General features: G+C 32.9%; 23 protein-coding genes, 1 tRNA gene and 2 pseudogenes. 8 read left to right on the top strand and 18 right to left on the bottom strand.

Annotation, left to right across the window (positions count from 1 at the left end):
* The first annotated feature begins 30 nt into the window (after positions 1-30).
* From AAHM80_RS04885 to AAHM80_RS04895, 3 genes are all read left to right on the top strand, one after another.
* On the top strand, positions 31-324 hold the full coding sequence (locus AAHM80_RS04885) for a nucleotidyltransferase domain-containing protein (protein ID WP_341747307.1): 294 nt from the start codon (positions 31-33) through the stop codon (positions 322-324).
* Positions 311-730, top strand: coding sequence for an HI0074 family nucleotidyltransferase substrate-binding subunit (locus AAHM80_RS04890; protein ID WP_342259449.1), 420 nt, complete (start codon positions 311-313; stop codon positions 728-730). Before AAHM80_RS04885 ends, AAHM80_RS04890 begins: the two co-directional genes overlap by 14 nt.
* A gap of 481 nt (positions 731-1,211) precedes the next feature.
* A complete protein-coding gene (locus tag AAHM80_RS04895; RefSeq protein ID WP_342259450.1) occupies positions 1,212-1,919 on the top strand; it encodes an IS630 family transposase in 708 nt (235 codons plus the stop codon).
* A 16-nt stretch (positions 1,920-1,935) separates the two neighbouring features.
* Here the strand turns inward: AAHM80_RS04895 and AAHM80_RS04900 are convergent, their stop codons facing one another.
* From AAHM80_RS04900 to AAHM80_RS04915, 4 genes and pseudogenes are all read right to left on the bottom strand, one after another.
* Positions 1,936-2,529 carry a hypothetical protein gene (locus AAHM80_RS04900; RefSeq protein ID WP_342259451.1) on the bottom strand — a complete coding sequence of 198 codons (594 nt, stop codon included), beginning with the start codon at positions 2,527-2,529 and terminating at the stop codon, positions 1,936-1,938.
* A gap of 187 nt (positions 2,530-2,716) precedes the next feature.
* Positions 2,717-3,085, bottom strand: a complete 369-nt coding sequence (locus AAHM80_RS04905) for a hypothetical protein (protein WP_342259452.1) — start codon at positions 3,083-3,085, stop codon at positions 2,717-2,719.
* Positions 3,086-3,347: 262 nt separating this feature from the next.
* Positions 3,348-3,579, bottom strand: a pseudogene (locus tag AAHM80_RS04910) (IS4 family transposase); the annotation flags it as partial.
* Between the two features lie 212 nt (positions 3,580-3,791).
* Entirely contained in the window at positions 3,792-4,169 is a 378-nt protein-coding gene (locus tag AAHM80_RS04915; RefSeq protein ID WP_342259453.1) for a hypothetical protein, read from the bottom strand.
* Between the two features lie 241 nt (positions 4,170-4,410).
* Here AAHM80_RS04915 and AAHM80_RS04920 point away from each other — a divergent pair, with 241 nt between their 5' ends.
* On the top strand, positions 4,411-5,328 hold the full coding sequence (locus tag AAHM80_RS04920; protein WP_342259454.1) for an Rpn family recombination-promoting nuclease/putative transposase: 918 nt from the start codon (positions 4,411-4,413) through the stop codon (positions 5,326-5,328).
* A 105-nt stretch (positions 5,329-5,433) separates the two neighbouring features.
* On the opposite strand, the gene AAHM80_RS04925 is transcribed toward AAHM80_RS04920, so the two are convergent.
* Together AAHM80_RS04925 and AAHM80_RS04930 are read right to left on the bottom strand one after the other, a co-directional pair.
* Complete coding sequence (locus AAHM80_RS04925) at positions 5,434-5,946, bottom strand: Dam family site-specific DNA-(adenine-N6)-methyltransferase (RefSeq protein WP_342259455.1); 513 nt, start codon at positions 5,944-5,946, stop codon at positions 5,434-5,436.
* Positions 5,947-6,042: 96 nt separating this feature from the next.
* Positions 6,043-6,879, bottom strand: a complete 837-nt coding sequence (locus AAHM80_RS04930) for a hypothetical protein (RefSeq protein WP_342259456.1) — start codon at positions 6,877-6,879, stop codon at positions 6,043-6,045.
* A 60-nt stretch (positions 6,880-6,939) separates the two neighbouring features.
* On the opposite strand from AAHM80_RS04930, the gene AAHM80_RS04935 reads away from it, so the two are divergent.
* Complete coding sequence (locus tag AAHM80_RS04935; protein WP_342259457.1) at positions 6,940-7,881, top strand: IS110 family transposase; 942 nt, start codon at positions 6,940-6,942, stop codon at positions 7,879-7,881.
* A gap of 55 nt (positions 7,882-7,936) precedes the next feature.
* Here the strand turns inward: AAHM80_RS04935 and AAHM80_RS04940 are convergent, their stop codons facing one another.
* The 4 genes from AAHM80_RS04940 to AAHM80_RS04955 are packed head-to-tail and all read right to left on the bottom strand — an operon-like array spanning position 7,937 to position 9,824.
* Positions 7,937-8,263 (bottom strand): transposase, encoded by a 327-nt coding sequence (locus AAHM80_RS04940; RefSeq protein WP_342259458.1) that lies wholly within the window; start codon positions 8,261-8,263, stop codon positions 7,937-7,939.
* The gene (locus AAHM80_RS04945) at positions 8,257-8,817 is read right to left on the bottom strand and encodes an IS630 family transposase (protein ID WP_342259384.1); all 561 of its coding nucleotides are present in this window, start codon (positions 8,815-8,817) and stop codon (positions 8,257-8,259) included. The genes AAHM80_RS04940 and AAHM80_RS04945 overlap by 7 nt, the downstream gene beginning before the upstream one ends.
* Positions 8,811-9,311, bottom strand: coding sequence for a helix-turn-helix domain-containing protein (locus AAHM80_RS04950; protein WP_342259385.1), 501 nt, complete (start codon positions 9,309-9,311; stop codon positions 8,811-8,813). The genes AAHM80_RS04945 and AAHM80_RS04950 overlap by 7 nt, the downstream gene beginning before the upstream one ends.
* A 30-nt stretch (positions 9,312-9,341) precedes the next feature.
* Positions 9,342-9,824: an IS5 family transposase gene (locus tag AAHM80_RS04955; RefSeq protein ID WP_342259459.1), complete on the bottom strand. Its 483-nt coding sequence runs from the start codon at positions 9,822-9,824 to the stop codon at positions 9,342-9,344.
* 86 nt (positions 9,825-9,910) lie between these two features.
* Here AAHM80_RS04955 and AAHM80_RS04960 point away from each other — a divergent pair, with 86 nt between their 5' ends.
* Complete coding sequence (locus AAHM80_RS04960; RefSeq protein ID WP_342259460.1) at positions 9,911-10,552, top strand: IS5 family transposase; 642 nt, start codon at positions 9,911-9,913, stop codon at positions 10,550-10,552.
* A gap of 501 nt (positions 10,553-11,053) precedes the next feature.
* Here AAHM80_RS04960 and AAHM80_RS04965 read toward each other — a convergent pair.
* The 6 genes and pseudogenes from AAHM80_RS04965 to AAHM80_RS04990 form a co-directional block, all read right to left on the bottom strand.
* The gene (locus tag AAHM80_RS04965; protein WP_342259461.1) at positions 11,054-11,923 is read right to left on the bottom strand and encodes a TIGR01459 family HAD-type hydrolase; all 870 of its coding nucleotides are present in this window, start codon (positions 11,921-11,923) and stop codon (positions 11,054-11,056) included.
* 522 nt (positions 11,924-12,445) lie between these two features.
* A pseudogene (gene ftsZ / locus AAHM80_RS04970) lies at positions 12,446-13,418 on the bottom strand (cell division protein FtsZ); the annotation flags it as partial.
* Between the two features lie 102 nt (positions 13,419-13,520).
* Positions 13,521-13,703 (bottom strand): type II toxin-antitoxin system YafQ family toxin, encoded by a 183-nt coding sequence (locus AAHM80_RS04975; protein ID WP_341752153.1) that lies wholly within the window; start codon positions 13,701-13,703, stop codon positions 13,521-13,523.
* 90 nt (positions 13,704-13,793) lie between these two features.
* A complete protein-coding gene (locus AAHM80_RS04980) occupies positions 13,794-14,054 on the bottom strand; it encodes a type II toxin-antitoxin system RelB/DinJ family antitoxin (protein WP_341747302.1) in 261 nt (86 codons plus the stop codon).
* A 95-nt stretch (positions 14,055-14,149) separates the two neighbouring features.
* Positions 14,150-15,532, bottom strand: coding sequence for a class II fumarate hydratase (fumC, locus tag AAHM80_RS04985; RefSeq protein ID WP_342259462.1), 1,383 nt, complete (start codon positions 15,530-15,532; stop codon positions 14,150-14,152).
* Between the two features lie 39 nt (positions 15,533-15,571).
* Positions 15,572-16,261: a DUF2278 family protein gene (locus AAHM80_RS04990; RefSeq protein WP_342259463.1), complete on the bottom strand. Its 690-nt coding sequence runs from the start codon at positions 16,259-16,261 to the stop codon at positions 15,572-15,574.
* A 547-nt stretch (positions 16,262-16,808) separates the two neighbouring features.
* Here AAHM80_RS04990 and AAHM80_RS04995 point away from each other — a divergent pair.
* Together AAHM80_RS04995 and AAHM80_RS05000 are read left to right on the top strand one after the other, a co-directional pair.
* Positions 16,809-18,311, top strand: a complete 1,503-nt coding sequence (locus tag AAHM80_RS04995) for an oligopeptide:H+ symporter (RefSeq protein ID WP_342259464.1) — start codon at positions 16,809-16,811, stop codon at positions 18,309-18,311.
* A gap of 684 nt (positions 18,312-18,995) precedes the next feature.
* Positions 18,996-19,937, top strand: a complete 942-nt coding sequence (locus AAHM80_RS05000) for an IS110 family transposase (RefSeq protein ID WP_342259457.1) — start codon at positions 18,996-18,998, stop codon at positions 19,935-19,937.
* A gap of 249 nt (positions 19,938-20,186) precedes the next feature.
* Here AAHM80_RS05000 and AAHM80_RS05010 read toward each other — a convergent pair.
* Both AAHM80_RS05010 and idi read right to left on the bottom strand, forming a co-directional pair.
* Positions 20,187-20,262 (bottom strand) — tRNA-Ala (locus AAHM80_RS05010).
* A 231-nt stretch (positions 20,263-20,493) separates the two neighbouring features.
* Positions 20,494-21,045: an isopentenyl-diphosphate Delta-isomerase gene (idi, locus tag AAHM80_RS05015; RefSeq protein WP_342259465.1), complete on the bottom strand. Its 552-nt coding sequence runs from the start codon at positions 21,043-21,045 to the stop codon at positions 20,494-20,496.

Raw genomic sequence — 21,045 nt, forward strand, 5'->3', positions numbered from 1 at the left:
ATAAAAAAACAAGAAGTATGGAATTAATAAATGAAAGTTCAGGATTATAAATTTTATAATGATTTAATATCACAGATTGTGGTTGAGGAAGTTTGGTTATTTGGTTCTAGGGCAAGGAACGATAATCAGGATAGAGCAGATATTGATTTAGCTATAGTATGTCATAATGCTACTACTAAGGATTGGTTGAAATTACAAGAAATTGTTGATAATGCTGATACACTCTTAAAAATAGATTGTATAAGGCTTGACGAATTAGAGGATTCATCAGACTTAAAATTATCTATAATACGAGAAGGGGTGAAATTGTATGAAAGATCCTAAAAAATATACTAAAATAGAGTTAGGTTTTTCAAAGCTAAGTAGAGCTTTAATATCTTTAGAAGATATTGTATTTAAGCCCGTGCTAGAAGATCGAAGTAACATAGATGTTAGCATTCAAAGATTTGAGTTTACAATAGAACTATTTTGGAAATTATTAAGGGTAATTCTTGAAAGCAAAGGAGTAAAAGTGCAATATCCTAAAGATGTTTTAAGAGAAGCATTTAAAGGACATCTGATTGATCATGAACAAGAGTGGTTAAAAATGCTGCTAGATAGAAATATTACCTCTCACACTTATGATGAGCAGCTAGCGGATAAAATTTATAATAATATTAGATCTTACATTCCCACATTAAGAAGTACATTTGATAAATTGAACTTTCTTAATCACTTACCTTACGTATAATCCCCATGGCGATTTAAAAGTTATAGGAAAAACAGCCTAGCGTCATTGCAAGGAGGCATAAGCCGACGAAGCAATCCATTTTTGGTTATTTTTTGGATTGCTTCGTCGACCTACGGTCTTCTCGCTAATAGACGTTGACCACATACAACTTTTAAACTGCCCTGCCTAAAACCGCTGCCTCTTCGAATTTTCGACAGTTGTGGATCGTAGGTAACCTGAATTCGATGTAACAAGTTACATCGAATTCAGTATTATATATAGAAACAATCAGGTTTGAAGTGGCTGCCCACCTGATTGTTAAAATATAATACTCCATTCAATATGTGATTTTAATTATTAAAATCACATATTGAATGATGAAAAAAGTTAAAATGCACCCGCGTTAGCCGCTTCAAGAGTGCATTTTTCCTTATAACAAAGCAAGTATACTGCTCGTAAATGAAGAGTTGAAGGAAGAGAAGAAAGAAGCTAGAATATGATAATGGGAAATATTTTAACATCTGAACAAAGAACGGCACTGAAGTCACGTCATGGTAATGAACGAGATAGGAGAGTATGTGACCGAATTAAGGCAGTTTTGCTGTATGATAAAGGTTGGAGCTATGGAGAAATAGCAGAAGCATTGCTGTTAAGTGAAGAAGCTATATATTTTATGGATAGCGTTCATCCTCAGTATCAAACAAAAGCCCGTTATGGTTGGATCAGAAAGAATCAAAATAAAACTTTACCAACATTTAGTGGCTGGAAAAGGAAGCATTTAATAGGAGCAATTAATTTATCTGATTTGCAATTAGTTAGCACAGATAATCCTAAAGTAAGCGGTGATTATATAATCAATTTTTTACAAAAATTAGAAGCAGAAAATCCTAATAAAGAGAAGATATATTTGATTTGTGATAATGCTGGGTATTATAAGTCAAAGAAAGTAAAGGAGTATCTAGTAAATAGCAAAATAGAATTAGTATTTTTACCTCCCTATAGCCCTAATCTTAATCCGATTGAACGATTATGGAAATTTATGCATAGAATTGTAACAAATAATAAATTTTACCATAATTTTGCTCAATTCTCAGAAGCTATAGATAGATTTTTTGCTAATATTGATAAATACAAAGGTAATTTGCTTACTCTTATAACTGACCAATTTCAGACTATAACTTTTAATCATTTTGCCAACTCTTCAGGTTAATTGAGTATATATATTATCATCGACCTGAACCTACGTTCTGCATTCTATTAACAGAATGGTTATTAGTATCAAGCCCCCGAGTCTTTGATAAACTTTCAGAGAACTTATGGTCAGACTTAACTAGATTTCGCACACTCTCTTTAAATTTTTGTACTCTGGCACTAACAGAGTTAAATTTACATGCAATAACAGCTGCAATAACTAAAGCAGCTGAAGAGATTACTTTGAGAAGATTTCGACCCGTTGAAGTATTTTGTATGTTTGGTTGATCTGCACATAATTTATTTAATCGTACACATCCTTGTTGGACACCTTGTATATTACCTTTTTGACAATGTTCTGTCATTAATTTAGTTATTGCTTGAAATTCTTTAGCCTTCTCTTCCCCCATTATTTCAGGCAAGTCGTTGTTATCATTTAACGCATGAAGAACATCAACTACCGGTTTAACAGTTTTATTATTAGGATCTCGTTGAGTTACAGCATTGGGGGGGCTAATAAATGACTTAACATCTTTAGCTATACTAGCCACTCCATGTTGCAACGTAGGAGTTGGTAATTGTGGATTTAAAGCTACCGAGGCTGTAGACTTGGGTTCTGCTGTGGGCATAGCAACCTTAGGTTGAGTTGTATCCAAATTTACTGTAACATCCTGCTGTTTGCTAAATAATTGGTCTAATTTTGCACGTAGTAAATGTGATTCGTCACTAGGGACATTTCCTAGTTTACATATAGTGTTAAAACATACATTTCTTTAGGACCATAACTAGTACTAGCAAACATCTCTAACGCACCATCTAATGATTTTTATTCTCATCCTCCATACATATAGAATATTCTTGTACTAATTGCCTTGCTTGTTCTAAGGAGTTATTTGGGTTATTACGATTAATTTCTGTTTGCTCTTTTGTTACAGTAGTTACCTTATTTACTGCCATCTCCTGCTGTTTGTCAAATAGCTGGTCTAGTGCTGTACGTAAGGTGTCTTTGTCCTTGAAAACAGATCCATAGTTAGTTATTTTTTCAAAAATCTTATCTTGCTCTGCAAGAGACTTGGCATCAGCGAATTTTTGCAATTCCCTAGATACTTCTGTTGGATGCGTAAAACTGAAACTATAGCTTTTAACTAAATCTTGTGCTTGTTTTAATTTATTATCTTCACTCATAAAAGTTACCTTTAGTTATTAACTAAACTATTAACCACTTAAAACTGAAAAGGTCTTAACCATAGCTCATAGGCATAGGAATTAAAAATTAGCAACAAACGTCTATTAGCAAAGAGGCTAAAAAATCGCTGCTGTGACAATCTTTATGCAGTATTACTCTCCCACCTCATAAAGATCGTCACGGCATCTAATTAGCTTACTATTACCCACAAATATTAGAGTTAGCTAATTGATACCCTTGAACTAGGTCAAATAAGAATTGTCATCCTCTCTACAATACAATAGGATCAGGTTCTAGATCATTTTTTCTTGCTAAATACCCGCATAATTTAGCAACCCATATTATAAAGTAATAAAAAAATTCTCCAAGCAATTATGTTCATGACTGTCAAGTATTTTGTTAATCTTTCTCCTGTTCCAAGTCTACATTGTTCAACCATAAATCTAGATTTTAAAATTTCATGAAAAATTTCAATTCTCCATCTTATAGCAAATCACTATCTATTTAATGATTTCTACTGAGTCTAAATAAGAGTTCCTGCAAAATGCAAAAAAGATAGAAAAATATTAACCAATTTGTTATTATTACAAACTCTCATGCATTTCCAACTATAGTTGTTTCTGTTGCCTATATAGCTCTGTTAGTCTTTTATCTATCGTGGTATTTTTTAAATATGGAGCAAGTAGCTTATCATTCATCCTATATTCAAATATAAGTAATTCTGTTTATTAGATTCTTCAGATTATCTCTACCAACTCGGTTGCCTAAATTCCAAGGCAGGACGATATAATTACCTTCATCCTTAGAATTCATGGATATTTTAGTGAAAGGATGCCCAGTACCCAAATAAAAGCTTAGTGATGCTTTAGGAAATTCTATAATTTTAGTGCCGCTCGCAGTTACTATGTGCAGCTCTGCTTTTTCTACTTGATTTGGTATAAAAATCTTATCGCCTAAGTGAAATTTAGCGATATCCGGTAAATGATCACTATTACTTCTGTAAACATTTTGCATGATTTTTCTAAGATTATCGATATCTTGTGATCTGTTAAATTCGACAATAATTTTTCGTATTTTTCCCATATAATCCCCTGTAGTATCTGTATTGTAGGGGAGTTATTATATCATAAAAAATCACAATTTACATCAAGTTTTGTACTATTTTTACATCATATTTTCACTAATATAAGTTAAGTTGTTTTTCAACTTAATTTAGCAAATATTTATTACTCAAAAACTATATAACAAAACGAAAAAACTGTTGCCTGTTAAAAGTTTTTATGTCAAAACACATTAAGGAACTCTCTAAAATTAGGTAGGTAAAATGACTACTAAACGTTCGAAGCATGACCAAATCTTTCGCAAAGCAATGGAAAATCCACTAGTAGCACATGAATTCTTAAACGCTCATTTGCCTAAACATATTAAAGCTCTGATAGATTTTCCTAGTTTAAAATTTGAAAATACCAGTTTTGTAGAGCAGAATCTAAGAGATTCTATCTCTGACGTGTTATTTTCTGCTAAGTTTGATGGTAAGGATGGTTATCTGTTTCTCCTAGTTGAACACCAAAGTTCGGCTGATCATTTTATGGCATTCCGTTTGCTACGATATAAGTTAAATATCTGTGATAGATATTTAACTTTAAACCCTAAGGCAAAGTCTTTGCCATTAATATACCCCCTCATATTTTTTAATGGTGCAGGGGACTATAATGCCTCTCGTAATTTGTGGGAACTTTTTGAAGATAACCTACTAGCTAAAGAAATTTGGACAAATGATTATCAAATAGTTAATGTTAATGATATTCCTGATGAACAGTTAAAGCAAAGGGTGTGGTCTGGGATATTTGAGTTTTTTGCGAAACATATAAGAGAACGCGATCTACTTAGAAGATGGCAAGAAATAGCCTATATGTTACCTGAACTAGTCAAGGTAAATATTGGTTATAACTATATAGAGCTGCTACTATACTATACGTTGACAAGAATAAATAAAGAGGATAAACTAGAATTAGAAAAGCTATTAACAAGTAAGTTAAATCAGGAAACAGGTACAAGGCTTATGGGTAGTTTGGCACAACACTGGGAACAAATAGGAGAAGCTAGAGGAGAAGCTAAATTAATAAGAATGTTAATGAGAAAAGGAAGGGCTGTTAAGGAAATCGCTACAATGACTGGCTTACCTATCAGTAAAATTAACGAGCTATTAAAAATAGATATTCAAGAGGAAAGTCCGGAATAATAGAAACAATAAGAAATGCTTCAGAAGAAGAGGAGCTATTTGGCAAGTAATCAATATCTGTTAAATTGAAACTATAAAGCTCGATTAGTATAGATTAGTAACTAGCTAAATATAATTCCTAATCAAAATTTCTTCTGCGTTTTTCCTTCCATCAACTTTACAATTGATAGTACGAGGTGCTTCGATAATCTCTATATAGAAATCTTTATACATATGCCTTATAAACGGAATATTGGAATTTGAAAGCATAAAATATACACCTTTATCGTTTAACTCTTTACATTTTTGATAAAGTTTAATTTGGTCTGTTTCTGTAAAATCAGATTTTGTATATTTAGTAAACGATTTATTATTTATAGGATAATAGGGAGGGTCAAAATAAACAAAATCACCTTTATTTGGAGAAATTTCGCTGAAATCTTGATGTTTTATATCAACATTTTGTAGTAATTCACTACAAGCTACTATATTTGTTTCATCAACTATTGCTGGATTTTTATACGTTCCCATAGGCACATTAAATTTACCTTTATTATTGACTCTATAAAGACCATTATAACAGGTTTTATTAAGATATATAAAATGTCCAGCAATTTCTATATCATTATCATTGACCATTAATAAATTGTTTTCGGATTTTATAATAATATTCTTCACAATGGTTTACTTTATGTTTTGCCAGTAGCTTTATCAATTCTTGAGGTTTATGTTTAATCACAGCATATGTAGTGTGGCAATAGCTGTATCAACCCGATCAAGTAAATATCTTCGTAAATTATTGGTCAAATCTTGCTTGAATCTAGTTATATCGAGACTACTAATTGTACTTTTACCACTTTGTTGTTGTAAATGTTGCTCTAGTAAATGATCGGGTAGTAGTGCCATATCAGGTATTAAATATGGCTTATTGTCTATTTGCTGTACTAAATGTTGATAAAGATGCCAATTACTTTCATTAATCCCATATCTATTAAGCAAAGTTTGTAAATTATGATATAGCGAATTAAAGGACTTATTGACTTGTGATGCTAAATTATGCGATAACAAATTACCAACTGTAGATTTCCAAGTATTATCCCACCATTCCATAAAGTTTAGTTTAAAAAATGCATTGGTAAGTTTAAATATGCTACCAGATACTGGGTATTCTCCTGCAAAACGAGAATGGTTATGACTAAGCAATGAATCTACAGCGATACCAAGCAACCCACCAACTTCTTTCCTTGCTTCACCATTAAATCCTGTAGTCACCACTTGTAATAAATTAGCATAAGACTGAAGTAGTGGTATGCCATTATTCTGTAACTCACTGACAAAACTTATCATATCAGGGATTGAAGAAAGTACCACTTTGCCAAGATTTGCCATACATTTCCAAGCACGATAAGCCCCAAGGATACGGTCAACTGATGGTATTTGTGGTTTAACTCCTAGGTTCTTATATCTTAAGAATGTGTTATAAGTAATTAAAGAGGGTGACTTGAATAGACCTTGACTAAAATAGTCGCTAAGAGAATAAGTACCCTCTTTTTGGTAGTTTACCTTGAACAAATTGCAGAAGGTGGTCTTAAAAAGAGCAGCCTTGCACAATAAGAAGAAGGAGATTATATCATGAATAAAATAATAGGTCTAGACGTAAGTAAAAACTGGCTTGATATATGTGTATATAATACAAGAGATAAACCTAAATATCATCGTTTTGCCAATGATGCAGCTGGTCATGAAGAGATGATTAAATTAGCAAAAGAGCAAGAGATTAAGCTAATAATATGTGAACCTACTGGAGGATACGAAGCTGAGATTTGTCAAAAGCTGGATAATAATAACCAACAAATACATAAGGTCAATACATATAGTTTTAATTCTTTTAGTAAATCGGTGAATTTGTGTAAAACTGATAGGAAGGATGCATTTAAATTAGCATATTATGCGGATAAGATGCAGCTTTCAGCGAATTATATATATCAAGTTGAATCAGAGACTTTGAAGAGATGTCAACAAAGACGAGAAGATTTAGTATTAATGCTTAGCAATGAAAAGAAAAGACTACATCATAGCATTGATGGTATTGATAAAGAGAGTATAGAAAAGCTCATTAAATTTTTACAGAATGAAATAGCTGAGCTTGATAAAAAGTTAAACAAAACAATAGATGAGTCAGAAGAGTTAAAAGAGAAGGTAAAAATATTAGAGACTGTACCTGGTATTGGTAAATGTTTAGCTACAAAACTAATTAGTTTTGTACCTGAATTAGGGGATAAAAATTATAGTAGCAATGAATTGTCATCAATTGTTGGTATAGCTCCATATGCTCGTGATAGTGGTAATAAGCAAGGACGAAGATTTATTCGAGGAGGCAGGAAAATACCTAGAGATGCTTTATACATGGCAGTATTAGCTGGTAAGAATGGTTTCCAATATTTAAAAATTTTATATGATAGGCTTGTTAATAATTTTAAACCTAAGAAAGTTGCGATAGTTGCTTGTATGCGTAAGTTACTTGAAGTGTGCCATAAACTTATTCAACAAAAACGTGTTTTTGTTATTAAATAATATTTATCTATTTTTATAAAATTTAGATAAAAGATAATTGCTGTTGACAAAAATTTTAACGTAACCATATTAAAGTTCCAACGAAATTTAGAAAAGCTAAGAAAGTGGCTGAAGCCTTATCAAATCTAGAAAATATACGCCTAAAATGTTTGATTTTACCAAATAAGCACTCAATTAAATATCGTTCCTTATAAGTATGTTTATCATATTCACGTTGTACTTTACGGTTAGATTTTGGTGGTATAACAATCTTACACCCCTTATTTTCTAAACTTTCTACAAATGCACTACTATCGTATCCTTTATCGGCTATCACAGTCATATTCTGAACATCTTGAGTAAGATTTCCCGCTTGAGTTATACCAATTGTAATAATTAACACGGTGTATTTATCCAGTCTCTATACATAATTGATTTTACTAAATCTACATTATGAGCAAATTGATTCCAAGCGTAACAAGCCATAGTGACGATATCTTCATATACACCATAACATTGGTTAGACAAGAAATGATTTTTGATCCATTCCCAAACTTGTTCCATTGCATTAAGTTCCGGTGCATAGGGCGGAAGCGGTATCAAAGTGATATTGCTTGGCACAGTTAGTTTTTTGGCTGTGTGCCAACCTGCATTATCCGTTAGTAAAGCTATATGTCGGTTGCCTTGAATACTGCGAGAAAGGTCTTCTAAGAATTTATTCATTGCCTGTGTATTTGCATATGGTAAAATTAATGCAAAAGCTTCTCCTGTATCATGGCAAGCAGCTCCATAAATATATGTTGAAATGAATTGCTGTTGCCGAACTTTACGGGGTCTAGTGCCACGCTTAGCCCATATACGAGTTAAGCTACCTTGTTGCCCAACTCGAGTTTCATCCTGAGACCATATATCAACTTTACATCTATCGATATTTTTTGGTAATAATTCTGTTAGCATGTCTGGGAAGTTTTTTTATATGTATTTTGAGTCTCTTGATTTGACTTTGGATGCATTGAACGAGAAGTAATCCAGCTAAAACCAAGGCGGTGCATAGTATTGTAGACTGTTTTTAAAGTACATTTAGCACCATATTCCTCAAGTAACATGATATGTAGCTCCTTTCCAGTTATATACCCACCAGTTTTACTTTCACTGAGCGTATTGATTTTATCAAAAAGAGCAGACTCTTGTATAGTGTTAATCTTCCTAGGGGCACCGCTTCTTTGTGATTCAAATAATCCTTCAAAACCATGATTCCTAAATCTTCTGAGCCATGATTGCACAGTTTTCCAGTGTGACTTCACTATTTCAGATATGGCTTTAAAAGATTTGCCTAATTGAAGGTAATACATCGCCAATAAACGTATACGATTTCGACCATGCGGCTCATGTTTCATCATTTTTATAAAATCATGACCATGAAAACCTTGCGGTAATATTAACCTAGCCATTTGAGTACCTTTATCAGTTAAAAACCCATTTTACACCACTGCGTTAATTATTGCAATTGGTATTATATCATTTCTTTGCCCAGCAGTTAGTATAAACTTTAATGGATTACCAAGGCCATCAACAAGGGCATGAATTTTAGTACTAAAACCACCTCTGCTTCTACCTAAAGCCGCTTCTTCTTGATTACCTTTGATATATCCAGATGAGCAAGCATGTACTCTCACAATAGTTGCATCAATCATAATTGATTCCATATCTGCATCTACTTTAACATAATCCATTAAATCCTCCCATATACCTTTGTCAACCCATCTCTTAAATCTGCGATAAATACTGTACCAACAACCATAATCATCAGCTATAAGACGCCATTGGCAACCTGTTCTAACAATAAACCATATTGCTTCAATAAAATGTCTCATTTTTTCTTCATTCTTGTTGTGTATACCATTTCTTTCCTTAAAAAATGATAAAATTACTTCCCATGCTTGTTCTTCTATGTAATACTTCATATTGGTAGTTCCTTTTTTTGATAACTAGAAACTACCATTTCTTCTTACTATGGCAACTTTTTATTCCTCTTGCCTAACTATAATTTTTGTCAACAGAACCTAGAACAGGTTGCCAATGGCGTCTTATAGCTGATGATTATGGTTGTTGGTACAGTATTTATCGCAGATTTAAGAGATGGGTTGACAAAGATATATGGGAGGATTTAATGGATTATGTTAAAGTAGATGCAGATATGGAATCAATTATGATTGATGCAACTATTGTGAGGGCACATGCTTGCTCATCTGGATATATCAAAGGTAATCAAGAAGAAGCGGCTTTAGGTAGAAGTAGAGGTGGTTTTAGTACTAAAATTCATGCCCTTGTTGATGCCCTTGGTAATCCATTAAAGTTTATACTAACTGTTGGGCAAAGAAATGATATAACTCAAGCGGGAAATCTTACTCAAGATGTTCAGAATACGACTGTGATAGCCGATAAAGGATACGATAGTAGTGCATTTGTAGAAAGTTTAGAAAATAAGGGATGTGAGATTGTTATACCACCAAAATCTAACCGTAAAGTACAACGTGAATATGATAAACATAATTATAAGGAACGATATTTAATTGAGTGCTTATTTGGTAAAATCAAACATTTTAGGCGTATATTTTCTAGATTTGATAAGGCTTCAGCCACTTTCTTAGCTTTTCTAAATTTCGTTGGAACTTTAATATGGTTACGTTAAAATTTTTGTCAACAAAACCTAGCAAATCAAATTTTAATATTTTACCATCCTTTGCCACAACCGGCAAATACCGACCATCTTTGGTAGGGAAAGTATAATAGACACTCTTTTTGTCAGATGTTAGTTGCCATTTACCTTGTTGTAAAGATTCGCGTACTTTCGCAGCGGCGGTATATTGTCCTGTTGGGTCATTTGGCAAAGATTAGGTGAAATGCTCAAAAGGGTTGACTTTCCAAATCGAGTGGAAGACCATTTCAATGTTCTAAAACCAACAAGATAGGCTTGTAGCCTATCTTACCTTTCGGAAGCCGGGGGGGAATGCGGTAGCTCTGCATGTCCGGTTCTGAGGAGGAGCTTAACCAAGCAATTGGTTAGGTCTACTCACACGTCCGACCTACGGTCTCCTCGCTAATAGATGTTTTTTTTAACTTTCAACAGTTGTGGCGAATACCCCGCAAGTATTTGCAAGAGGCAATTCTTCAAAGTATTCAAGTATCTGAGTCAATCTGCAGTCAATTGAATAACAAAATTTGGCATTACTCCCTGCTCAGTTGCTGCAATTTCCAAATGGTACATTTTTTCTTCAATAGTATGATACTGGTTATGAAACTTTGTAGCATTACCTGTTAATACTAAAGCTGAATTAATTCCTACTTTATTCGCTCCTAAAATATCAGTATAGAAAGTATCGCCTATCATAAGAATACGTTCCAATGCAATATTTGGTAATTGGGTTAATACTTTATGATATATTTCTATATAGGGTTTGCCGGTAAAAATTACTTCACCACCAAATTGTTTTATTTTTGCAGCAAAGTATCCAGCACAATATCTCTGTATTCCTTGTTGTCTAATTCCAAGGTCTGGGTTCGCACATATGCTAACCATGTTTCTTTTAACTACAGTTTTTAATAAATCGTCAAACTCATCCAAATTTAAATTTTTTCCTTCATCACGATAAAGCGTTAACAGCAAAATATTAGCTTCATTTATGTTTGTGGTGGTAGGCGTCTGTAATCCGTCCATAAGATCGTTACTTTCTTGACCAAGATGATAAACTATAGGATTTTTTATACCAAATCTTTTATCACTTTCTAGTATCATATCAATTGCTACTTCACCAGAACTAATAATCATTTCTTTCGTTGCGTTAATGCCCCAGCTGTTAATTTTAGTAAATAAGGAAAATGTGTTGCGTGGGGCATTAGTAACAAAAAAAACTTTCTTTTGTTGTTTAAGTATCTTGTTAATATTGTCAACTACTCCGGGATAAATTTGGTTACCTTCTACTACCACTCCCCAAAGATCAAATAAAAAAACATCATAATCATCTATTACAGATGAAATATGTCTAAAATCTAGTTTTGTCATTTTGCACACTATACTTATAGGATAATCTGATGATAATAGACAATAAATATTTTTAGTAAAATATATTTGTTGAAAATTGTAGGGTAATTTAAAAGCCTACCCTAAAAAAATAAATTATGTTAACCAATTATTTTGGTTTCCTTAGAAAGGTTGGAATATCATGGATATCAACTTCTACATTATCCTTCTGAAGAATAGGGGGTGTAGGCTTTTTTATTTGCTCCTGAGTTTGAGTAGTATTAGATCTGAGTGAATTCCACATTCTACTTAGTAAAGATGATTTTGCATCATTACTGCTTATAGTTTGCTGATTTAGCATATCAATTGATGTTGCTTGAACACTTAAATTTAAATGTTGTGTTTCAGAATCCACTAAACTAGGCTTTTCACCAGTATATTGAGCAAAATCTGGAATTTCTTCTAATATTGTTGTTTCTATCGAATTGGACTGACTATCCATCTGTTCAGAACTCGTAGTAGTACTTGCTATTAATTCAATAGGTTGGGATTTGCTACTTATTGAGTGATCAGCATCAATACCAGTAGCAACTACCGATACTCTAATAACACCATTTAATTCTGGATTAAACGTAGAGCCGAAAATAATATTAGCATCGCTATCACCTACTTCTTCTCTAATTCTATTAGCAGCACTATCAACTTCAAATAATGTCATATCCGTACCACCAGTAATGTTAATTAAAACCCCCCTAGCACCACGCATTGAGTTATGATCTAATAATGGGTTAGAGATAGCTGCTTCAGCAGCTTTAACTGCCCTATCCTCGCCAGAGGATTCCCCTGTACCCATCATAGCTTTACCCATTTCGCTCATCACCGTTCTAATGTCGGCAAAATCTAGATTGATAAGCCCTGGCATAATCATCAAATCAGTAACCCCTCTAACTCCAGCATGTAATACATCATCTGCCATTTTAAAGGCATCTGCAAATGTAGTACTCTCATTTGCTATACGAAATAAATTTTGATTCGGTATTACTATCAAAGTATCAACAAATTTCTGTAAATCTAGTAAACCTTGCTCGGCAGTTCTAATTCTATGCTTTCCTTCAAAATGAAAAGGCTTAGTTACCACTCCGACAGTAAGAATTCCTAGTTCCTTGGCTATCTTTGCAACAACCGGAGAAGCGCCTGTACCAGTGCCTCCACCCATCCCGGCAGTGATAAACACCATATTGCTACCCTCTAAGTATCCCTTAATCTCGTTAGCTGATTCTTCAGCGGCTAAAGCACCAATCTCTGGAGATGCACCAGCTCCAAGACCCTTAGTAATAGCAACTCCTAACTGTATTTTATTATCACATAAAGAATGTTCCAGTGATTGTGCATCAGTATTAGCAACAACAAAATTTGCTCCTTGTAATTTTGCAAGTACCATATTATTTACCGCATTACCACCAGCTCCCCCAACACCAAATACTGTAATAACTGGTTTAAGAACTATATTCTCTAGTGCTTTGAAATGTAAAGCCATAATAATACTCTACCTGTTAAGTTAAATTGTTGTTAGTATAGTAAAGAATCCAAAAATTTCTACCATAAAATAACCTTCCTTATAGTTAAGAGTTGTTTTAAATTACTCGAATAAATCAACATGAGTACCACTGCGGTGTAATATAACTAAGTCATCAGTTATTTCATAAATAAGAAGCCAGTCAGGTTCAATATGACATTCATATTTCGAACCATAATTTCCAATTAATTTGTGTGAACGATATTTACTTGGCAAAGGAATACCTTGTACCAATATTTCTACCACCTATATATAGTTTTTTTAAATCTTTATTTCTTTTAACAATACGCTTTAAGTCACGCTTAAAAACTGTAACCTGTATAATCTGTTTCAACTTTAGTCAATATTTAAAGATTGTTTAAATTCAGCCAAGGAAGACTTAGTGTAATCACCTTCTTCACTTTCTTTAAATGCTTGTAAAGTTTCAAGGTTTGGCTTTTTTACATGTGGTCTAAAGGGTAGTCCTCTAGAATTGATGGATTGCTTTATAAATATCCTGATAGCTTCAGACAATGTCATACCCATCTCATGAAATACTAATTCTGCTTCATCCTTAATTTCTGAAGAAATACGTAGCCTAATGTCAACATTATCCATAAATTCCCCTTATTATACATATAATGTACGTAACATTGACATATATCGTGATATATGTCAATAGACTTCTTGCAAGACTTCATCTGCCCATTATATCATACCATATTTTCTGCTAGCACTAAGCTATCAAACTCTTCACCTGATAAAAAATTTAATTTTATAGCCGCTTCTCTTAAAGTTATGCCTTCTTGATAGGCTTTTTTTGCAACTTTTGCCGCATTATCATAACCTATATGTGGATTTAATGCTGTTACTAACATCAACGATTGCTCTCTCAGCTTATCAATACGTTCTATATTTGGCTTCAGACCTTCAATACAATGCGTAACAAAACTATTGATGCTAGAAGAAATTAACTCTATTGACTGCAAAATATTATATATTATAACAGGCTTAAAGGTATTTAGCTCGAGACAACCGTTTGATCCGGCTACAGTTACTGCAAGATTATTTCCCATGACCTGAACACAAACCATAGTTAATGCTTCAATTTGTGTTGGGTTGACCTTACCTGGCATAATTGACGAACCAGGTTCATTTTCTGGTAGATGTAATTCACCAAAACCACATCTTGGCCCTGATCCTAACAGTCTAATGTCATTGGCAATTTTCATTAAACTTACCGCTATAGTATTTAGGGTACTAGAGAATTCTACTAATGCGTCATGAGTAGCTAGTGCTTCAAATTTATTAGCAGCACTTTTGAACGGATAGTTAGTATATGAGGCAACTTTATCAGAAAATTTTATCGCAAATTCTTTACGGCAATTAATACCAGTACCTACTGCAGTTCCACCTTGTGCCAAAAAATATACTCTTTTGAGTGATTCTTCAACTCGTTCTATGGCATATGCTATTTGTGTTACATAACCAGAGAATTCTTGCCCAAGCGTTATTGGCGTGGCATCCTGTAGATGAGTACGCCCTATCTTAACTATTTTATTCCAAGCTTGAGATTTGGTATTTAACGCCGAATGCAGATTTGTTAAGGCTGGAATCAATTGTTGCTTACTAGCAAGTACGGTTGCTATATGCATAGCAGTTGGGAAGGAGTCATTGGATGATTGTGCCATATTCACATGATCATTAGGGTGAATTGGTGATTTACCACCCTTTTTACCTACTAGCTGTTCATTACCAATAGAGGCGATTACTTCATTCATATTCATATTAGTCTGTGTACCAGACCCGGTCTGCCATACTACTAAAGGAAATTGATCATCAAATTCCCCATCTAATATTCTAGTGGTAGCTTGATCTATTGATTCTGCTATTTCAGGCTTAAGATCACCTAATTCCTTATTGACCTTTGCTGCACATTTTTTTAAAATTGCCAATGCCTTAATCAATTGGATAGGCATTTTTTGATTACCTATCTTAAAATTTTCAAGAGACCTTTGAGTTCCCGCACCCCAGTAAGATTGATTATCTACTTTAATTTCTCCAAATGAATCAGTTTCAATTCTATAATTTTTCATAACAATCTTTTCCTGTTCCTACCTATCTGTATTAAGAGCCTATTCATCTGCCCAAGCTTTTGACTTACCTTGTTCATCAAGAGGGTTACCGTCATCATCAGTAACCAAAGATTGCTCCGTGAATTTAAAGAAGAAAGCTTTATTTGTATTATTAGGCGTTTCTACAAATATAGCTCCATCTTGATAAATACCATTACTTGCACTTTGCGGCATTATTAAAGAAGTACCTTGGTTCATATGTATATCATGTATACCTCTAGGAGGTAGATGATTATATGTTTGTCTTAGATGTAAGCCATAAGGTATCTCTTGTATTGTTTCACTATCATAATACGATTCACCTAAAATACACACTTTTGTACCACATATAAGATATTGGTCTAACAAAGCTGATATTTCTTGCCATGATTTTGGTAGCATATTCTTTAAATCAGCTACTTTTAAAATTTCACTACGAAGATAATCAAGCCTAGAAGTGTAAGGTAACTTATCCAAACTAAATAATCCTTCATTTCCTAGTTTATCTAAATTAGTTAATAGCTCATTACTAAACTGATCGGTATAGTACACCTTAACATTAGGTATCGAATCGGACTGAGTGTCTATATTTACTTGATAGTCTAATCCATTAGCTTGTACTATAAGATTATGATGAGTCATTGTGTGTTTTATATGATCTTCTAAATCCTGTGATACGATTCCCTTTAAACACGAATAATTTTTTAACATACTAATAACCTTTTTATACAGAGTAAATTTGCTCATTCTACTATAGAAGCTTGTGAAATGCTACCGTATTTTAAATTCTTTATATTTAAATTACTTGACTCTTTTTCCTACTATATTATACTAAATATGTCATATTAAATATATGGCATAACATTTTCTATCTATTATAGGTTATTTTTATGTTAAAAGAATCAGATGATTTAAAAAACCCTCGATTATCAATAATCGTTAAAAATACTAACGAAAATTCTATCTTCTTTCCTTTTGCCGCATATCCTCATCATTTTCACATGTATTGGTGCTAATCACCTTATTTCTATTTTTCCAAAAAGCTTTAATTCTTAATTTAACAACACATAATTTAACCGCGATTTTTTGTTTTCTCGCTTAATTTATGTGAATTTTTAAAAAATGTTATTGAAAAATGCTGTCGTTTGACGTGCGTGCTAAAGAATCTTATTAAGTTTTAGTAAGTTCTTTGGCTTGACCTTAGAATGACCTACTTTCATATAACATTCAAATTCTAACATTATATTGTAGGTGTTTTATGAGTACAATTTTAAATGTACCAAATTCAACGAGGTTTCCCAAATTTTTAATAATACTATTCTTTGTTGAAATGTGGGAGCGGTTTAGTTGTTATGGGATGAGGTCTCTTTTAGTGCTTTTCTTGACTTCCCGTCTAGGGTATGAAGATGCAAAAGCTTATGCCATCTATTCATTATTTGCAGCGGTTGGTTATGCAGGTCCTGTGCTTGGCGGCTTCCTCGCTGACAAATTAACAGGATTTCGTAATATGGTACTACTTGGCGGTATCATTATCACTATTGGTCACCTGTCCTTAACTTTAGTTGAATTGGAGTCTGAGCTAATATATATAGGCCTGGCGTTAATTGCTGTAGGTACTGGTATGTTTAAAGGGAATATAACTAATTTGTTAGGTTCATGTTACAAGGAAGACGACCCAGAACGAAGTAGAGGATTTACTTTATTTTATGTAGGTGTAAATCTAGGATCATTCATGGCATCCATATCATGTAGTTATATAGCTTATTTATATGGTTGGCACTATGGTTTTGGTATAGCTGGGGGTGGTATGATCTTAGGACTTACTATTTTTATCAAATTTCAACATTTGTTAGGAGATAATGGTATTTCCCCACGACCAGAACTGATGAATAAGAAAATACTAGGGTTAAATATTTTTACTATATTAATGATAGCTAGCCTTCTTTTTGCTCTTGTAGTTGCTAGAATGCTTATATCAAGTGAGTTCTTTGCTAATATACTTGCTTTGTGTGGTATTCTAATTTTAGGTATATTTATTTACATAATAGTAAAATCATCGCCACTACAAAGAAAAAGATTAACAGTATTATTAATACTAATTACATTTTTTATGTGTTTTTTTGCATTAGAAATGCAACTTGGCTCACTAGTCAACTTATTTACTCAAAGAAATGTTGTAAATGAAATATTGGGTTTAACAATTCCACCTGCTGCTTTTCAAGCAATAAACCCTTTTTCAATTATAATATTTGGTTCTCTATTAGGGGCATATATGAAATTTGATAAAAAATATGCCACTCCTATATTTGCTTTTGGTATTTCTACCATGGCTATATGCTTTTTTATATTATATATAGGATGTTTAAATGCAAATATAGAAGGAAAGATAGGATTACTATACTTAGTAAGTGGTATAGCATTTATAGGGCTTGGAGAACTATGTATAGGACCATTAATACAAGAACAAGCAACTTTACTTGCACCTAAACACTTAAAAGGCTTGGTAATGGGTATAATAATGTTATTTGCAGCATTTGCTAATTTAGCAGGAATTTTAATATCGAAGTTCATGGCAATCCCTTCCATAAATGGGGAAGTAGATTGTCTAGAGTCCTTAGAGATATATAAAAAAGGATTCTTAAAGATAGCAACGTTTAACTTAGGGTTAGCACTCTTATTTTTACCTTGCTATCTGTTTGTAAATAAAGTTATAGCACAGACGAGTACAGAAAAAGTAGACCAAAAATGCCAACGTAAGTAATGGTATACTGCTTGTAAATGAAGAGTTGATAGACGATAGAATCAAAATCATGATAGTAACAGGAGTCGTAGGGTCGAGGTGCTAGGCGTACATTTAGTCATACTACTGGACAAAAGAGATGGCGTGGTTGTAAGAGCTAGTAAATAGAGTATTTTAGATTGAACACAAAAAAATCTGTGGTACTCTATGTTACTAGCCGAATTACTATATAACCATTTTGAAATGAAAGATACAAGACTAAACACGTTCAAGGGCATAATAAAATCATTAATATTGTGTCGAGGAAGCAAATATAAAAATATGGCAAGAAATAGAAGGAGATAAATTATTAGATTCAAAAATAAAAGCGGTATATAGATTTCTTCAAGAAGACAATATCAATATTGATGATTATTATAAGTTTATGAAAAATTATATTCCTCAAGGGAAAGTGGTTTTATCAATAGATAGAACCACTTGGGAATTAGGACAGAAGCAATTGGAGAGCAAGAGCAACCGATAAAAATAGACCTTATATCTTAAGAATGTGTTATAAGTAATTAAAGAGGGTGACTTGAATAGACCTTGACTAAAATAGTCGCTAAGAGAATAAGTACCCTCTTTTTGGTAGTTTACCTTGAACAAATTGCAGAAGGTGGTCTTAAAAAGAGCAGCCTTGCACAATAAGAAGAAGGAGATTATATCATGAATAAAATAATAGGTCTAGACGTAAGTAAAAACTGGCTTGATATATGTGTATATAATACAAGAGATAAACCTAAATATCATCGTTTTGCCAATGATGCAGCTGGTCATGAAGAGATGATTAAATTAGCAAAAGAGCAAGAGATTAAGCTAATAATATGTGAACCTACTGGAGGATACGAAGCTGAGATTTGTCAAAAGCTGGATAATAATAACCAACAAATACATAAGGTCAATACATATAGTTTTAATTCTTTTAGTAAATCGGTGAATTTGTGTAAAACTGATAGGAAGGATGCATTTAAATTAGCATATTATGCGGATAAGATGCAGCTTTCAGCGAATTATATATATCAAGTTGAATCAGAGACTTTGAAGAGATGTCAACAAAGACGAGAAGATTTAGTATTAATGCTTAGCAATGAAAAGAAAAGACTACATCATAGCATTGATGGTATTGATAAAGAGAGTATAGAAAAGCTCATTAAATTTTTACAGAATGAAATAGCTGAGCTTGATAAAAAGTTAAACAAAACAATAGATGAGTCAGAAGAGTTAAAAGAGAAGGTAAAAATATTAGAGACTGTACCTGGTATTGGTAAATGTTTAGCTACAAAACTAATTAGTTTTGTACCTGAATTAGGGGATAAAAATTATAGTAGCAATGAATTGTCATCAATTGTTGGTATAGCTCCATATGCTCGTGATAGTGGTAATAAGCAAGGACGAAGATTTATTCGAGGAGGCAGGAAAATACCTAGAGATGCTTTATACATGGCAGTATTAGCTGGTAAGAATGGTTTCCAATATTTAAAAATTTTATATGATAGGCTTGTTAATAATTTTAAACCTAAGAAAGTTGCGATAGTTGCTTGTATGCGTAAGTTACTTGAAGTGTGCCATAAACTTATTCAACAAAAACGTGTTTTTGTTATTAAATAATATTTATCTATTTTTATAAAATTTAGATAAAAGATAATTGCTCTTTCGAAACTTGCTTGTGCTGAGGGATTTGAAGGAGACGCTTCACCTCGAACCGCAGCGTACTCTAATTCCGTTACGGATTCGAGTACCGCATCATTGTCCAAATCACCAGCAGAAGTAGAGTTTCGAAGGAGGTCTATTGTATTACTGAAAATTCTTGTTCTATAGATAAAAAATTATAAAAACCTTTGAAAGGTTGGAGGTATTTGGTGGAGACAGGGGGAATCGAACCCCCGACCTTTTGAATGCCATTCAAACGCTCTACCAACTGAGCTATGACCCCTAAATACCCTATATATTCTTTTGCGGTGAGTATACTCATTATAGCTAACCCGCTTAGCATTTAGCCATAGTAAACTGGTGTCACTGCGAGGAGGCAGAAGCCGACAAAGCAATCCATTGCTAATCACTTTTATGGATTGCTTCGTCGCTACTAAAGTAGCTACTCGCAATGACGTTTGTGAATTTGGCTAAATATTAGTCGGGTTAGCCATAGTCCAGTTTTATACTATAGTTATAAAGATGAATCCATAAATTTTTTGAATATTTCGTTATTTTCTAATATTTTAAGCTCTTCCTTACACCAAGGGGAAAAATTTTCGGAGTATTCCTCTATGTATAACTTAAAACCTTGCCATTTAAGTAATTTTACTTCTGCTATTTCTTGTTCATTTATTTTTATGATATCATCTGATAAAGCTAAATATATCGGGCATATTTCATTTTCTACAATATTATTTATAGCAAATTTATAGCGATAATTAGCAATAATATCTACTCTCTGTAGGCTTACTAAACCTAATTCAAATTTTGCATGCCTATAAATTGCTTGTTCATAAGTTTCGTTAATTTGTGGATGTCCACAAAAACTATTTGACCAAAATCCACCCCAAGTTTTTTTGAGTAAACTTCTTTTTTGTATAACAATTTCTTTTTGACTATTGAAAAGAAATACAGAAAAACCCCTATGCAATGGAGTATTAGAATTATGAGCTTTTAACTTATCCTCTATTCCAAGGATATTATCTTGTTCATCAACTAATACCACATGTTCTGAGTATAACAT

Source organism: Candidatus Tisiphia endosymbiont of Metellina segmentata, assembly GCF_964030715.1.
Lineage (GTDB): Bacteria > Pseudomonadota > Alphaproteobacteria > Rickettsiales > Rickettsiaceae > Tisiphia.

Excerpts from the sequence above, each read along its gene's own strand:
- AAHM80_RS04990 (WP_342259463.1), bottom strand. The coding sequence starts at position 16,261 with ATGTTAAAAAATTATTCGTGTTTAAAGGGAATCGTATCACAGGATTTA.
- AAHM80_RS04905 (WP_342259452.1), bottom strand. The coding sequence starts at position 3,085 with ATGAGTGAAGATAATAAATTAAAACAAGCACAAGATTTAGTTAAAAGC.
- AAHM80_RS04935 (WP_342259457.1), top strand. The coding sequence starts at position 6,940 with ATGAATAAAATAATAGGTCTAGACGTAAGTAAAAACTGGCTTGATATA.
- AAHM80_RS04980 (WP_341747302.1), bottom strand. The coding sequence starts at position 14,054 with ATGGATAATGTTGACATTAGGCTACGTATTTCTTCAGAAATTAAGGAT.
- AAHM80_RS04995 (WP_342259464.1), top strand. The coding sequence starts at position 16,809 with ATGAGTACAATTTTAAATGTACCAAATTCAACGAGGTTTCCCAAATTT.
- AAHM80_RS04900 (WP_342259451.1), bottom strand. The coding sequence starts at position 2,529 with ATGCCCACAGCAGAACCCAAGTCTACAGCCTCGGTAGCTTTAAATCCA.
- AAHM80_RS04915 (WP_342259453.1), bottom strand. The coding sequence starts at position 4,169 with ATGGGAAAAATACGAAAAATTATTGTCGAATTTAACAGATCACAAGAT.
- AAHM80_RS04965 (WP_342259461.1), bottom strand. The coding sequence starts at position 11,923 with ATGACAAAACTAGATTTTAGACATATTTCATCTGTAATAGATGATTAT.
- AAHM80_RS04895 (WP_342259450.1), top strand. The coding sequence starts at position 1,212 with ATGGGAAATATTTTAACATCTGAACAAAGAACGGCACTGAAGTCACGT.
- AAHM80_RS05000 (WP_342259457.1), top strand. The coding sequence starts at position 18,996 with ATGAATAAAATAATAGGTCTAGACGTAAGTAAAAACTGGCTTGATATA.
- AAHM80_RS04920 (WP_342259454.1), top strand. The coding sequence starts at position 4,411 with ATGACTACTAAACGTTCGAAGCATGACCAAATCTTTCGCAAAGCAATG.
- AAHM80_RS04885 (WP_341747307.1), top strand. The coding sequence starts at position 31 with ATGAAAGTTCAGGATTATAAATTTTATAATGATTTAATATCACAGATT.
- AAHM80_RS04950 (WP_342259385.1), bottom strand. The coding sequence starts at position 9,311 with ATGGCTAGGTTAATATTACCGCAAGGTTTTCATGGTCATGATTTTATA.
- fumC (WP_342259462.1), bottom strand. The coding sequence starts at position 15,532 with ATGAAAAATTATAGAATTGAAACTGATTCATTTGGAGAAATTAAAGTA.
- AAHM80_RS04955 (WP_342259459.1), bottom strand. The coding sequence starts at position 9,824 with ATGAAGTATTACATAGAAGAACAAGCATGGGAAGTAATTTTATCATTT.
- AAHM80_RS04925 (WP_342259455.1), bottom strand. The coding sequence starts at position 5,946 with ATGGTCAATGATAATGATATAGAAATTGCTGGACATTTTATATATCTT.
- AAHM80_RS04890 (WP_342259449.1), top strand. The coding sequence starts at position 311 with ATGAAAGATCCTAAAAAATATACTAAAATAGAGTTAGGTTTTTCAAAG.
- AAHM80_RS04945 (WP_342259384.1), bottom strand. The coding sequence starts at position 8,817 with ATGCTAACAGAATTATTACCAAAAAATATCGATAGATGTAAAGTTGAT.
- idi (WP_342259465.1), bottom strand. The coding sequence starts at position 21,045 with ATGTTATACTCAGAACATGTGGTATTAGTTGATGAACAAGATAATATC.